General features: G+C 54.4%; 16 protein-coding genes. All 16 read left to right on the top strand.

Annotated features, from left to right (window positions below):
* On the top strand, positions 1-876 hold the full coding sequence (locus NLX71_RS03855) for a UbiA-like polyprenyltransferase (RefSeq protein WP_254362173.1): 876 nt from the start codon (positions 1-3) through the stop codon (positions 874-876).
* Positions 873-1,478 (top strand): UbiX family flavin prenyltransferase, encoded by a 606-nt coding sequence (locus NLX71_RS03850; protein ID WP_254362172.1) that lies wholly within the window; start codon positions 873-875, stop codon positions 1,476-1,478. The genes NLX71_RS03855 and NLX71_RS03850 overlap by 4 nt, the downstream gene beginning before the upstream one ends.
* Positions 1,471-2,334: a menaquinone biosynthetic enzyme MqnA/MqnD family protein gene (locus NLX71_RS03845; protein WP_254362171.1), complete on the top strand. Its 864-nt coding sequence runs from the start codon at positions 1,471-1,473 to the stop codon at positions 2,332-2,334. The genes NLX71_RS03850 and NLX71_RS03845 overlap by 8 nt, the downstream gene beginning before the upstream one ends.
* Positions 2,331-3,305 carry a polyprenyl synthetase family protein gene (locus NLX71_RS03840; RefSeq protein ID WP_254362170.1) on the top strand — a complete coding sequence of 325 codons (975 nt, stop codon included), beginning with the start codon at positions 2,331-2,333 and terminating at the stop codon, positions 3,303-3,305. Before NLX71_RS03845 ends, NLX71_RS03840 begins: the two co-directional genes overlap by 4 nt.
* Positions 3,306-3,547: 242 nt before the next feature.
* A complete protein-coding gene (gene ndk / locus NLX71_RS03835; protein ID WP_254362169.1) occupies positions 3,548-3,991 on the top strand; it encodes a nucleoside-diphosphate kinase in 444 nt (147 codons plus the stop codon).
* An 18-nt stretch (positions 3,992-4,009) separates the two neighbouring features.
* Positions 4,010-4,789 carry a CheR family methyltransferase gene (locus tag NLX71_RS03830; RefSeq protein WP_254362168.1) on the top strand — a complete coding sequence of 260 codons (780 nt, stop codon included), beginning with the start codon at positions 4,010-4,012 and terminating at the stop codon, positions 4,787-4,789.
* An 84-nt stretch (positions 4,790-4,873) separates the two neighbouring features.
* Positions 4,874-5,038 carry a hypothetical protein gene (locus NLX71_RS03825; RefSeq protein ID WP_254362167.1) on the top strand — a complete coding sequence of 55 codons (165 nt, stop codon included), beginning with the start codon at positions 4,874-4,876 and terminating at the stop codon, positions 5,036-5,038.
* A 204-nt stretch (positions 5,039-5,242) separates the two neighbouring features.
* Entirely contained in the window at positions 5,243-6,406 is a 1,164-nt protein-coding gene (aroC, locus tag NLX71_RS03820) for a chorismate synthase (RefSeq protein ID WP_254362166.1), read from the top strand.
* Positions 6,407-6,423: 17 nt separating this feature from the next.
* Positions 6,424-7,521 (top strand): 3-dehydroquinate synthase, encoded by a 1,098-nt coding sequence (gene aroB, locus NLX71_RS03815; RefSeq protein WP_254362165.1) that lies wholly within the window; start codon positions 6,424-6,426, stop codon positions 7,519-7,521.
* A gap of 3 nt (positions 7,522-7,524) precedes the next feature.
* On the top strand, positions 7,525-7,902 hold the full coding sequence (gene aroH / locus NLX71_RS03810; protein ID WP_254362164.1) for a chorismate mutase: 378 nt from the start codon (positions 7,525-7,527) through the stop codon (positions 7,900-7,902).
* 318 nt (positions 7,903-8,220) lie between these two features.
* Positions 8,221-9,762, top strand: a complete 1,542-nt coding sequence (trpE, locus tag NLX71_RS03805; protein ID WP_254362163.1) for an anthranilate synthase component I — start codon at positions 8,221-8,223, stop codon at positions 9,760-9,762.
* 30 nt (positions 9,763-9,792) lie between these two features.
* Complete coding sequence (trpD, locus tag NLX71_RS03800; RefSeq protein WP_254362162.1) at positions 9,793-10,836, top strand: anthranilate phosphoribosyltransferase; 1,044 nt, start codon at positions 9,793-9,795, stop codon at positions 10,834-10,836.
* Positions 10,826-11,635, top strand: coding sequence for an indole-3-glycerol phosphate synthase TrpC (gene trpC, locus NLX71_RS03795; RefSeq protein WP_254362161.1), 810 nt, complete (start codon positions 10,826-10,828; stop codon positions 11,633-11,635). The genes trpD and trpC overlap by 11 nt, the downstream gene beginning before the upstream one ends.
* Before the next feature lie 7 nt (positions 11,636-11,642).
* Positions 11,643-12,335 carry a phosphoribosylanthranilate isomerase gene (locus NLX71_RS03790; protein WP_254362160.1) on the top strand — a complete coding sequence of 231 codons (693 nt, stop codon included), beginning with the start codon at positions 11,643-11,645 and terminating at the stop codon, positions 12,333-12,335.
* Positions 12,328-13,533 (top strand): tryptophan synthase subunit beta, encoded by a 1,206-nt coding sequence (gene trpB, locus NLX71_RS03785; RefSeq protein WP_254362159.1) that lies wholly within the window; start codon positions 12,328-12,330, stop codon positions 13,531-13,533. Before NLX71_RS03790 ends, trpB begins: the two co-directional genes overlap by 8 nt.
* On the top strand, positions 13,520-14,332 hold the full coding sequence (gene trpA, locus NLX71_RS03780) for a tryptophan synthase subunit alpha (RefSeq protein WP_254362157.1): 813 nt from the start codon (positions 13,520-13,522) through the stop codon (positions 14,330-14,332). Before trpB ends, trpA begins: the two co-directional genes overlap by 14 nt.
* Positions 14,333-14,364 lie beyond the last annotated feature (32 nt).

Below are 14,364 nucleotides of genomic sequence, written 5' to 3'. Positions count from 1 at the left end.
ATGGCATGGAGAAAGACTAAAATCTTTTTGGAAATGATCAAAATCGAGCATACGCTCTTCGCGCTTCCGTTTGCTTTCATGGGAGCGCTCCTCGGTTCGGTGGTAAGCTTTAACCATCTTCCGTCATGGGGGCAGATCGGCTGGATTTTGCTGGCGATGATCGGGGCGCGGAGCGCAGCCATGGGGTTGAATCGGGTCATCGACAAAGTGTTCGATGCTAAAAATCCTCGGACGGCGATGCGGGCAATACCGGCCGGCTTGATCTCTTCGAAAGAAGCTATCATGTTTATTATCATTTCATTCGTATGCCTGTTCTGGGCGGCCTATCATTTAAGCCCGCTGGCGATGAAGCTGCTGCCGGTTGCCGTATTTTTTCTGGTGTTTTACTCTTACACGAAACGTTTCACGTGGACATGCCACTTGATTCTGGGGATGACGGTCGCGCTCGCGCCGCTGGGGGGCTGGATCGCCGTGACAGGGGAGTTTTCGCTGGCGGCGCTTGTGTTTTACGTAGCCATCGTCTTCTGGCTGGCCGGCTTCGATACCATCTATGCGACGCAGGACGTCGAATTTGATAAGAAAGAAGGGCTGCATTCGATTCCGGCCCGGTTCGGCATTCCTAAGGCGCTGCTCATCGCTCGCTGGTTTCATATCGTCACTGCGGCAGGTTTGATCAGCCTGTTTTTTTTAACGGATTTGAGCTGGGTCTACTTGATCGGGGTGCTGGTCTCTTACGCTCTGCTGATGTATGAACATCTGATTGTAAAGCCGACAGACCTTACCAAATTAAATACGGCCTTCTTTACGATGAACAGTACGCTTAGCATCTCGCTGTTTGTGTTCACCCTGATCGATTTGGTGGTGTTTACCGGATGAAAAGACCGTGGGTAGTCGGCATTACCGGGGCGAGCGGCGCGGCGTACGGCGTGCGGCTTTGCCGTTTTTTGCTGTCGGCGGGGGAAGACGTTCATCTGATCGTAACGGATGCAGGCTGGCGCGTGCTAAAGGAAGAGCTCGGCTGGGACGCCTCGAAGCGACAGGAAAGCATTCGTCTGCACTTCGAATCGGGCAACGGGCCGGGGAAGCTCGAATACGTGCCTGTGCAGGATATCGGAGCGAAGACGGCCAGCGGCTCGTTCCGGACGCAGGGCATGGTGGTCGTACCGTGCTCGATGGGCACCCTATCGGGCATCGCGAACGGCGCATCGGACAACCTGCTTGAGCGAACCGCGGACGTGATGCTGAAGGAAGGGCGCAAGCTGATTGTCGTGCCGCGGGAAACGCCGCTGCATGCGATTCATCTGGAAAACATGCTGAAGCTGGCAAGGCTTGGCGTACGTATCCTGCCGGCGATGCCGGCATTTTATCAAGGGCCGCAGACATTAGACGATATGATCGATTTTGTAGTCGGGAAAATATTGGACTGCATGGAGATCGAACATCATTTGTATAAAAGATGGGGTATGCCAAATGAATAACAGCCAGGCGTCCGTGCGCATCGGCCGTATCGATTTCACCAACGTGTGGCCGCTCTTCTATTACTTTCCTTTCTCTTCCTTCGGCAGCGATCTGGAGGTTACTCAACAGGTGCCGTCGGGGTTGAACCGCGCCATGGCCGAAGGACGAATCGATATCGGAGCCATTTCGTCATTTGCGTATGGAGAAAATTTTGACGAGTATTTAGTATTTCCCGACATGTCGGTCAGCGCTTTCGGACAGGTCAATTCCATTCTTCTGTTTCACCGAAAACCGCTGGAGGAGCTGGGGGACGCCAAGATTGCGCTGCCGACGACTTCCGCGACTTCCATCAATTTGCTAAAAATTATTTTAACCAAGTTTTACGGGCTTCAGCCCGAGTACGAGTACGCGGCACCGGAGCTTGAACCGATGATGAAGAGCGCAGACGCCGCGCTGTTGATTGGCGATCATGCGATTCGGGCAAGCTGGGAAAAGAACGGGTATCTCGTTACCGATCTCGCGACGGAATGGACACGTTTAACCGGCCAGTGGATGACGTTTGCCGTCTGCACCATCCGGAAGCAAACCGTGGAGCAGTACCCGGGGCTTGTCAGTCGTATCTATGAGGCCTTTCTCGAGAGCAAGCGAAAGTCGCTTGCCGATCCGGCGGCGTTGGTCCGTGACGCGCAAAAGCTGATTGGCGGGACGGAGGCCTATTGGCAGCAATATTTCTCCGAACTGTGCTATGAATTCGGTCCGAAGCAATGGGCCGGGCTCTCGTTATATTATCAGTATGCCGCAGAGCTCGGATTTCTGGAGCGGAACGTTCCTCTACAAATATGGAAAGACAATTCTGTAGTACGGGTGACGGAATGAAACTTTTGGATTTATATGCTAAATTAAAAAAAGATATCAATTTGATTGAAAAAGAGCTGGAGCGAAGCATCAATGTCGATCATCCGGTGCTTCGCGAAGCTTCCCTGCACTTGCTGAAAGCAGGCGGCAAGCGGATTCGTCCGGTATTCGTGCTGCTTGGCGCTAAGTTCGGGCAGTACAATCTGGAGCGGGTCAAGTTCGTAGCTGTTCCTTTGGAGCTGATTCACATGGCTTCGCTTGTGCACGACGACGTCATCGACGATGCAAACACGCGGCGCGGCCAATTGACGGTCCGCTCCAAATGGGACAACCGGGTTGCCATGTACGCCGGGGATTATATTTTCGCCAAAGCGCTCAGCATTGTTACCCAGTTGCCTGACCCGTCCATTCATCGGATCATGTCCAATGCGTTGGTCGAGATGTCGATCGGAGAAATGGAGCAAATCCGCTTCTTTTTCCATACGGGGCAGACCGTTCGCGACTACATGCTGCGCATCAAGCGCAAGACGGCGCTGCTGCTGGCGGTCAGCTGCCAATTGGGAGCGATTGCGGCAGGCGCTTCTGAGCAGATAGCCAAGCGGTTGTACGATTTCGGATATTATACCGGCATGGCGTTCCAAATCCGGGACGATCTTCTCGACTTGTGCGGGACGGAGAAAGAGATCGGCAAGCCGCCGGGCAGCGACATCAAGCAAGGAAATATTACGATTCCCATCATCTTTGCGCTTCAGAATCCGCAGCATCGTCCGGCTCTTCTGGAGGAAATCTCACGTATCGAGGCCTGCGACGGGCAAACCGACATCACCGCGTTTTTGAATATGATCCGGCGCAGTGAGGGAATCTCCCGCGCCGAAGCGATGGCGTCGGCATACATAGATAAAGCGATTCGTTCCCTGGAGGGCTTGCCCAATATCCAGGCGAAAAAAGATTTGATCAGTATTGCTCATTTTGTGGGGAACCGTTCTTATTAGGAGCTTGGTTTGACACCGTGAACAACTGCATTCATCTGTAAGCTAGTCGGGTAAACATTGTCACTTCACCGCTCTTGAAATTCAAGTTGTCATCAATTTACCTTGCGGTAACAACTTGATTTCAAAGGCGGCCGTAAACTTTCCGTGACAATCTTTACCCTATGCAGATGATGAATGCCTAAAACTAACTCCAAAAACCAAACTCCTAATAAACTTTATTATAGTGGTAGGAGGAGAAAAGCATGGAAAAAACGTTTTTGATGGTCAAGCCTGACGGAGTGCAGAGAGGGCTCATCGGGGAGATCGTGCGCCGCTTCGAGCAAAAAGGGCTGCAATTGGTTGCGGCCAAGCTGGTGCAGGTCAGCCGTGAGCAAGCGGAAAGGCATTATGCAGAGCATGTGGGCAAGCCGTTTTTCGATAACCTGATCAAGTTTATTACTTCTGGGCCCGTGTTTGCGATGGTTTGGCAGGGGGATCAGGTCGTTGCGTTGTCCCGGGCGATGATCGGCAAGACGAATTCTTTGGAAGCGCTGCCCGGTACGATCCGCGGCGACTATGCAGTCCATACGAATTTGAACTTGATTCACGGGGCCGATTCTCCGGAAAGCGCCGAGCGGGAAATTGCAAACTTTTTCCGTCCGGAAGAATTGCTCGATTACAGCAAAGCGGTACAAACTTGGATCTGATAAGGCAGGGATGGCGGCATGGAGGATAAAGATTTCCTGTTATTCATCAAGAAAGTCAAGGACTACACGTCCATCGACTTGTCCCAGTATAAGGAAGCGCAGATGAAACGCCGTCTGACTACGCTGCGGATGAAGAAGGGGTATACGACGTTCGCTTCGTTTTTCGAGGCGATGACGAAGGACAAAGAGCTGTTTTACGAGTTTTTGGATCGGATGACGATCAACGTCTCTGAGTTTTGGCGCAATCCGAACCGTTGGGAAGTGCTGGAACAGAAGTTTTTGCCGGACATGCTCCGCAAATCGCGCAAGGTTAAGTGCTGGAGCGCCGCATGTTCCACGGGGGAAGAGCCTTATACGCTGGCAATGATCCTGGCGGAACTGAACGCGCAGGATAGCGTGGTGCTGGCGACCGATATTGATGAAGGCGCTTTGGAAAAAGCGAAGAAGGCGGTTTATTCGGATCGTTCGGTGCGGGATGTGCCGGTCAAATATTTGCAAAAATATTACCGTCAGGAAAATTTGACTTATCTTATTGCGGATTCACTTAAAAAATCGATCCGCTTTCAAAAGCAAAACCTGCTGGTCGATACGTTCGATACGGGATTCGATTTAATCGTTTGCCGCAATGTTATGATCTATTTTACCGAGGAAGCCAAGCACTTATTGTATCAAAAATTTGCCAGTGCGTTGAAGCCGGGGGGGATCTTGTTCGTCGGCAGCACCGAGCAGATTTTCAGTCCGGCCCAGTATGGACTGGAATCCGCCGAGACGTTTTTTTACCGCAAAACGGAAGTGTAATGAATAAACGTTTCCACACGATCCCATACTATGAATAAAATATAGACAGATTCTTTATGCCCGAAAAGCAGCAGGAGGAATCGCATGGACAAACGTAAAGTCATTAACGCTTACCGTCGGGGCTTCATCTCGATACAGGAATGCGCTCAAATTATCGGGATCGATTCGCTGCAAATTATGGGGCTGGTTCATGATCCGCAGACTCAGGAACGCCCTCAAGTGTTAAAAAAACAACCGGCCGGAGGCTGACATCCCTTCGTCCGAAACGGGAAGAAGCGCAGCCATCGGCTACATGCCTTTGGCCGGCGCTTCTTTTTGTTCTTGCATATTCTTGTCAAAGCCGCAGGCCTATACTATAATTAGCACATGACTCAGCACATAAAAGCGCTAAAGCGTTTTGAAAGAAAGAAAGCTTACGCTTTTCATGGGATAGGATGAAAGGAGAAAAATCAGGTGAGATATTTAACCGCAGGGGAAACGCACGGACCACAATTGACAACGATTATCGAGGGATTTCCAAGCAACGTAACGATCGATTTCGAAGCGGTGAACGAACAGCTCGCCAGACGGCAGAAAGGCTACGGACGGGGACGCCGCATGCAGATTGAAAAGGATACCGTCAACATTGTCGGTGGCGTGCGCCATGGCAAAACGACCGGCGCCCCGATTGCGCTTGTGGTGGAGAACAACGATTGGAAACATTGGACTTCCATCATGAACATCGAGCCGATCGAAGGTAATGACGAGTCGAAGCGCCGGGTGAACCGCCCGCGTCCGGGCCATGCCGATTTGAACGGCGGTTTGAAATACAATCAGCGCGATTTGCGCAACATTCTTGAGCGCTCCAGCGCGCGGGAAACGACGATGCGCGTAGCTGTCGGCGGCATGGCTCGCGAGCTGCTGAAGGAATTCGGCATCAAAGTCGCCGGTCAGGTGATTCGCATCGGGGAAGTGGAAGTGCAGCGGCAGGAGCTGCCGATCGACGAGCTGATCCGCATCACGGAGGAATCGCCTGTGCGGGTGACGGATAAAGACGCGGAAGCGAAAATGATCGCGGCGATCGACGCGGCCAAGGACGACGGCGATACGCTTGGCGGTGTCGTCGAGTGCATTATCGAAGGCGTGCCTACGGGTCTTGGCAGCCATGTGCAGTGGGACCGCAAGCTTGACGGACGCATTGCGCAGGCGGTGCTGTCGATTCAAGCGTTCAAGGGCGTAGAATTCGGGATCGGGTTCGAAGCGGCCAAGCGCAGAGGCTCGTCCGTGCACGACGAAATCATGCACGACGAGGAGCGCGGCTTTTATCGCGCAACCAACCGTGCAGGCGGATTCGAGGGCGGCATGACGACCGGCGAGCCGATCGTCGTACGTGGCGTCATGAAGCCGATCTCGACCCTCTATAAAGCGCTGCAAAGCGTAGATATCGATACGAAGGAAGCGTTCACGGCACAGGTGGAGCGCTCCGATACGTGCGCGGTGCCCGCGGCTGGCGTCATTATGGAAAACGCCATTGCTTGGGAAGTGGCGAGAGCGTTTGTGGAAAAATTCGGCGGCGACTCGCTGGAGGAAATCCGCAGAAATTACGAGAGCTACTTGGAGCAAATCAAAACTTACTAAGCGGGAGAGCCGGATTTATGGTCAGAGAGCTAACGGTAGACCTTGGTACGAGGTCCTACCCGATTTATATCGGGGAGGGCCTGCTCGCAGATATCGCCGCGTACTTCGAGAAACACGGGATTAGCAAAGCGTCGCCGCTGCTTGTCGTAACCGACGATCATGTGGCGAAGCATCACCTGAAGCCGGTCATAGACCGATTGACGGAAGGCGGCTATACGGCGGTGTCCTACACCGTTGCGGCAGGCGAGAAGTCCAAATCGCTCGCGGTGCTGGAAGACGTGGTCGGCGCCTGCTTACAGGCAGGTCTGGACCGCAAATCGACGGTCGTCGCGCTTGGCGGAGGTGTTGTCGGCGATTTGGCCGGGTTTGTGGCGGCCAGTTACATGCGCGGCATCCGGTTTGTGCAGATTCCGACGACGATTCTGGCTCACGACAGCAGCGTGGGCGGCAAGGTCGCCGTCAACCATCCGCTGGCGAAAAACATTATCGGCGCCTTCCATCAGCCGGAGATGGTTTTGTATGACACGTCTACGCTGCTCACTTTGCCGGACCGGGACGTGCGCGCGGGATTGTCGGAAATGATCAAGCACGGGCTAATCTGGGATGCGGAATTTACCGCGTGGTGCGAAGCGAATGCGGAGAAGCTTATCGGGCTGGACCCGGAAGCGCTCCAGTACGGGCTGTACAATGGCTGCGCCGTCAAAGCGGCGGTCGTGTCGCAGGACGAACGGGAGAACGATCTACGCGCCATCCTGAACCTTGGGCATACGATCGGTCACGCGCTGGAGGCGGTGGCCGGCTACAACGAGCTGCAACACGGCGAAGCGATTTCCATCGGCATGGTCGGCACAGCGATGCTGTCGGTGCGTATGGGCAATCCGGAAGAGATCCTAACGGTAACCGAACGCATTTTCAAGAAGTTCGGTCTTCCTACGCGCATACCGGCGCACTTTGATACCGAGGCGATCATGCGTGCAATGATGCATGACAAAAAATTCAGCGAAGGCCGCATGGTTTACATCATTCCGACGGCCATCGGCAAGGTCGAAATTAACAAAAACGTATCCGCAGAATGGGTCAGAGAGATCGTGGAGCGGTTAAAACGGGAGGACTGACGGATGTTCGTAAGAGGAATCCGCGGAGCAACGACCGTGGAACGCAACGAAGAGAATGATATTTTATCGGCAACAACAGCGCTGCTCAATCAAATTATCACGGAAAACGGAATTATTCCGGAGGAGATCGCCAGCGTATTCGTTACGGTGACGCCGGATTTGACGGCTACGTTCCCTGCGCGGGCTATCCGTCAGATGGCAGGCTGGGACTTGGTCCCGCTGATGTGCTCGCTCGAAATTCCGGTGGAGGGCGGATTGCCCCGCTGTGTTCGTTTAATGGTGATGGTCAATACGGACAAACAGCAAAATGAAATCTTCCATGTTTATCAAAGAGAAGCGATGCGGCTTCGTCCCGATTTGTCCAAATTGACAAAAGCATAATTGAGGTAGTATAGTTGATTACAACGAGTTAAGCAGATAAGAGTGAGTTGCAGTAACAGAGCAGAGTAGAGAGTTAGCCTAGTTCAGTTTGAGATGAGATGAGAAGATTACCCGTTCGTGGAAAGAACCGCCAAGATGCGTGCGGGGCACTATCGGCAGGTTTATTTTAACCTATCCAAGGGCTCTTTGGCGTACTTTGAGCATACTTTCCGTCTGGACGAATCCTTCATCCGCTGAATACCGCCTCTACGATGCGTAGAGGCTTTTTTACGTTTGCAGAGCCCAGTTATTTTTGAGTTGAGAAGAGGAGAGAAGACGATGCACACACCAGAAGCAAAGGAAGTTGTTCGGCTTGCCAGCCAGTATAACCTGATCCCCGTCGTCCGCCATTTGATAGCCGATACGGAGACGCCGATCCGCGTATTTCAACATTTTTACGAAGAGAAGCGTGCCTTCTTGCTGGAAAGCGTCGAAGGCGGGATCAAATGGGCGCGTTATTCTTTTATCGGAACCGACCCGTTTATGTTTATTCAGGCCAAAAACGGTGTGACTCGCATCGAAGGGCCGGAAGGAACGACGACTTCGAAGGAAAAGCCGGTGGATGTGCTTAAAGCGCATTTAAGCGCGTTTACGAGCCCTTCGCTGCCGGATTTGCCGCGCTTTACGGGCGGAGCCGTCGGATTTTTCGGTTATGATCTGCTGCAATATTACGAGAAGCTGCCGGCGCATCGGCAGGACGATCTGCAGATGAACGATTTGGACTTTATGTTTTGCGATCAAGTGATCGTGTTCGACCATTTTAAACAGCAGTTGAAAGTCATCGCCAATGTGCATGTGCCTCCCCAAGGAACGGAAGCGGACATCATCGCCGGCTACGAAAAAACATGCGCCAAAATCGATGCGACCATCGAACGACTGAAGCGCCCGCTTCCGGCGCTGAAGATGAATCACCAGTCCATCCCCGACGACGTCGATTTGGGGGAAATCCGCTCGAACGTGACGAAGGAGCAGTTTTTGGCGAACGTCGATCAAGCTAAGGAATATATCCGGGCGGGCGATATTTTTCAAGTGGTCCTGTCCCAACGCTTCGAGATCGAAACGGACATTTCGCCGCTTCACGTGTACCGCATCTTAAGAACGATGAATCCGTCGCCTTATATGTACTGCCTCAAAATGGACGAGGAAGTCATCGTCGGCACATCCCCCGAGCTGCTCGTCCGCGTTGAAGACGAGAAGGTGGAGACCCGGCCGATTGCCGGTACCCGTCCCCGCGGGCGGACGACCGAAGAAGACCTCGCGCTCGAACAAGAGCTGCTGGCGGACGAGAAAGAGCGTGCCGAGCACTTGATGCTCGTTGATCTAGGCCGCAACGACCTCGGGCGCGTCTCCGAATTCGGTACGGTCCAATGCGACACGTTCATGCAAATCGAGCGCTATTCCCATGTCATGCATATCGTGTCCAACGTTTCCGGCAAGCTGGCGAAGGACAAAGATTTCTTCGACGCTTTTATTTCGTGCCTGCCCGCCGGTACCGTTTCGGGCGCTCCGAAGCTCAGAGCGATGGAAATCATTGCCGAGCTGGAGAACGAAGCGCGCGGTCCTTACGCCGGAGCCATCGGTTACTTCGGCTTCTCGGGCAACCTCGATACGTGCATTACGATCCGCACCATCGTATTCAAGAATGGCAAAGCTTATGTCCAGGCAGGCGCCGGGATTGTCTGGGATTCCGTTCCGGAGAACGAGTACCAGGAGACGATCAACAAAGCCAAGGGCATGCTGAAATCGATCCGCATGGCGGAAGCCGTTTTTGCAACGAAAACGCCGGAGGTTGCATTGATCAATCACGATTATTATCAGTAAAACAATCGGGATAAAGGGGAGGCACGGACAATGGAGCAAACGACGTTGACGGTTCAACAGGCGATTGGGAAAATTATCGGGCTGCAGCATTTGACGCGGTCCGAGGCGCGCGATGTGATGTCCAACATTATGGAAGGCGGGGCGACGCCTTCGCAGATCGGAGCTTTGCTTACGGGACTCCGCATAAAAGGGGAAACGATCGAGGAAATCGCCGGCTTTGCCGAGACGATGCGATTGAAAGCAAGCCGGGTCAGCACCAGACAGGCGAATCTGCTCGATACGTGCGGCACCGGCGGCGATGGCGCAGATACGTTCAACATTTCGACGACGGCGGCCATCGTCGCGGCGGCGGGCGGTATTCGCGTGGCGAAGCATGGGAATCGGGCCATGTCCAGCAAAAGCGGTAGCGCCGATGTGCTCGAAGCGCTTGGCGTCAATATTCAATTGAATCAGCAGCAGGCGGCGCGCTGTCTGGAGCAGGTCGGCATCTGCTTCATGTTTGCGCAGCTGTATCATCAGTCGATGCGGCATGTTGCCGCCCCACGCAGAGAGCTCGGCGTCCGCACCGTATTTAACCTGCTGGGCCCGCTCACGAACCCGGCCGGAGCCGATCGTCAGGTGCTCGGCATCTTCGACCGCGGCAAAACGGAAACGATCGCCCATGTGATGCAGGCGCTCGGTGTAAAGCGTGCGCTTGTTGTCGCCAGTCTCGACGGGCTGGACGAAATCAGCATCTCTGCGGGCACGCAGGTGACCGAGCTGAAGGATGGGAACATTCGTACGTTTGAAATCACGCCGGATGAGCTGGGGCTTCGCGCTTACAGCATTAAGGATGTCATCGGAGGAGACGCCCATGTGAACGCGGGCATTATTCATCGTATCTTCGCGGGCGAGACCGGCGCTTGCCGCGATATCGTGCTGGCCAATGCCGGAGCGTGCTTCTACGTCACCGGCATGGCCGGAACGCTGCAGGAAGGCGTGAAGCTGGCCGCATCGGTTATCGATTCGGGGCGGGCCCAAGCGAAGCTGGAGCAATTAGTCCAATTTACGGGAGAAGAGAGCTATGTTTCTTGATCGCATTGTTGCCACCAAACGGCAGGAAGTAGCGTCGCTTAAAGAGCAGATTACCATCGCCGAAATGGAAAAAACGATCGCCGGACTGGCGCCGTGCCTTGGGTTCGAGCGCGCGCTCAGCGCGGGACGGAAGCGTCCGATGGGACTGATCGCGGAGGTGAAGAAGGCCTCGCCTTCCAAGGGCTTGATTCGGGAAGATTTCGAGCCTGTCCGGTTGGCTAAGGCTTATGAAGAGGCGGGAGCGGATTGTCTTTCGGTGCTGACCGACGCTCCGTATTTTCAAGGCTCGAACGATTATTTGAGCCGGGTGAGGCAGGTTGTCGGCGTGCCGCTTCTGCGCAAAGATTTTACGATCGATCCACATCAAATCTATGAGGCGCGCTGCATCGGAGCCGACGCGATTCTACTGATCGCCGCTATCCTGACGACCGAGCAGATGCGTCAGTTCCAAACGATCGCCCATAGTATTGGTTTGGATGTGCTGATTGAAGTGCATGACCAGGAGGAGCTCGCCCGTGTGCTGGAGCTTAGCCCAACGATGATCGGCATCAATAACCGCAATCTCCAAACGTTTGTGACCGATCTTCGCACGACGGAACAGCTTGTTGGCTCCATTCCGAAAGGGACGACCGTCGTCAGCGAAAGCGGCATCTCGAAGCCGGAGGAGATCGAATGGCTTCATTCGGTCGGTGCTCGTGCGGTGCTCGTCGGCGAGCATTTCATGCGCCAGCCGGACGTTTCCGAAGCCGTCCATACCTTGATGGGTTCTTATTCTGAAGCGGGTGCTGGTAAGGAGTGAGCAGAGGATGACAGCAAGGGTGAGCGTAAAAATATGCGGTCTGCGGACGGCTGAAATGGCGGAGCAGGTTGCTGGTCTTTCGGTGGACTACGTCGGCTTCGTCTTTGCGCCGAGCAAGCGGCAGGTGACGCCGCAGCAGGCCGGCGAGATGATCCGCAGCATGAAGCTGGCTGCCGGGGCGAAGACGCCCGCAGCCGTCGGCGTCTTCGTTAATCCGACGATGGAAGAGCTGAAGGCGGTTCTGCAGGAGGCAGCGTTGGACGTCGTACAGCTTCATGGGGAAGAGAGCGCCGAGTTTTGTCGCACAGTGAAGAATGCTTTTCCGGAGACGCGCGTATTTAAGGTGTTTACCGTCAATGCAGGTGAAACGAAAGCCGGGAATGAGTCCCAGGGAATACGCAGGTTGGAGCCGTATCGCCATGCCGTAGACGGCATGCTGCTGGATACGTACGATCCGGTTTACGGCGGGGGCTCGGGCAAAACGTTTGCTTGGGATACGATTCCGCCTTATCTCGCCTGGTGCCGGGAAGCCGGCATTCCGCTGCTCGTGGCCGGAGGGCTGCAGCCGGATAATGTGCGGGACCTGCTCGATACGTATATGCCCGATGGCGTAGATGTGTCCAGCGGCGTTGAAACGGAAGGCGTCAAAGATATCGTGAAAATTAAAAAATTTGTCGAGAGGGTGCAGACCATTGTATAACGGACCGGATATTCATGGCCGATTCGGCAAGTTCGGCGGGCGTTACGTGCCGGAAACGCTGATGAACGCTTTGATCGAGCTGGAAGAATCGTTTAAAAAATACGCCAAAGACGCTCGGTTTCAGGAGGAGCTGAACTACTGGCTGCACCGTTATTCAGGACGTCCGACTTCCTTGTACTACGCAGGAAGATTGACCGAGCATTTGGGCGGCGCCAAAATCTACTTGAAACGCGAGGATTTAAACCATACGGGCGCCCACAAAATCAACAACGCGCTCGGCCAAGGGCTGCTCGCCAAGTGGATGGGCAAAACGAAAATTATCGCCGAAACCGGCGCGGGCCAGCATGGCGTTGCTACAGCCACGGTCGCCGCGCTGCTCGGCTTTGAGTGCAAAGTGTTCATGGGCGAAGAAGATATGAAGCGGCAGCAGCTCAACGTGTTCCGGATGAACCTGCTCGGCGCGGAAGTGGTTCCGGTGCTTTCCGGCACACGGACGCTGAAGGACGCCTGCAACGAGACGCTGCGTTATTGGGTAAGCCACGTGGACGATACGTTCTACATCCTCGGTTCGGCTACAGGACCGCATCCGTACCCGATGATGGTGCGGGACTTCCAGCGCATTATCGGCGACGAATCCCGCAAGCAAATTCTCGAGCTGGAAGGGCGGCTGCCGAATGCGGTTATTGCGGCCGTAGGCGGGGGCAGCAATGCGATCGGGATGTTTTATCCGTTCGTGCAGGACGAGAACGTGCGTTTGATCGGTGTAGAGGCCGCCGGACGAGGCGTCGATACGGATAAGCATGCCGCAACGATGACGAAAGGCAGCCAAGGGGTGTTCCAGGGCTCGTACAGCTACTTGCTGCAAGACGAATTCGGCCAAGTGCAGGAAGCGCACTCCATATCCGCAGGTCTTGACTATCCGGGCGTTGGGCCGGAGCATGCTCATTTGAAAGATACCGGCCGGGCGGAATACGTCCCGATTACGGATAAAGAAGCGCTGGACGCGCTGCAGCTGCTAAGCCGCAAGGAAGGGATTATCCCGGCGCTCGAAAGCGCGCACGCCATCGCCGAGACGATCAAGCGGGCGCCTGCAATGAGCAAAGACGAAATCATTGTTGTGAGCCTCTCCGGACGCGGCGATAAGGACGTGGAAGCGATCATGAATTATTTGGGAGGAACTGCCGATGAATCGCATTGACCGGAAATTTGCCGAGCTTCGTGAACAAAAACAGCCGGCTTTCATTCCTTTTTTGACGATCGGAGACCCGGACGTGCGGACCTCGGTCGACATCATGAAAGAGCTTGAGAAAGCCGGAGCGGCGATGATCGAGCTGGGCGTTCCTTATTCGGACCCGCTGGCGGACGGCCCGGTTATTCAGCGCTCGTCCATGCGTGCGCTCAAAGCGAACCGCATCTCGATTCTCGATTGCATCCAGGCAGCCCGCGAGGCGCGCAGCGAAGGCTGCGAAATCCCGTTTATTTTATTTACTTATTATAATCTGGTGCTGCAAACGGGGCTTGACCGTATTTTTAAGCTTCTTCAAGAAAATGGAATCGACGGACTTATTATTCCCGATCTGCCGATGGAAGAGGATGAAGAGGTACGGGTGTTGGCGCAGCAGCACGGCCTTCATCTCATTCCGCTTGTCGCCCCGACATCCAAAGAACGCGTGCAGCGAATCGCTTCGCGCGCCAGCGGTTTCGTATACTGCGTATCGTCGCTCGGCGTTACGGGGACGCGGACTGAGTTCCACAGCGGCATCGACGAATTTTTGACCACCGTTAAATCGTCGACCGATCTTCCGATCGCTATCGGCTTCGGCATCTCTACGCCGGAGCAGTTTGCGCGATTCGCGGGGACGTGCGACGGGATCGTTGTAGGCAGCGCTTTGGTGCGCACGGTGGAAGAAACGCTGCCGCTCCTCACGAATGAGTCGACAAAATCGCAAGGGCTCTTGCAAATTCATGAATTTGTGCGAAAATTAATGGGGAAATGATTCCGGTCTTGGAGCTACTAATTCATGTGATG

The sequence above is a fragment of the Paenibacillus sp. MZ04-78.2 genome, from assembly GCF_024213375.1.
Classification (GTDB): domain Bacteria; phylum Bacillota; class Bacilli; order Paenibacillales; family NBRC-103111; genus Paenibacillus_G.
Note: the sequence above shows the minus strand (reverse complement) of the source record. Positions and strands in the feature narration are given on the sequence as shown.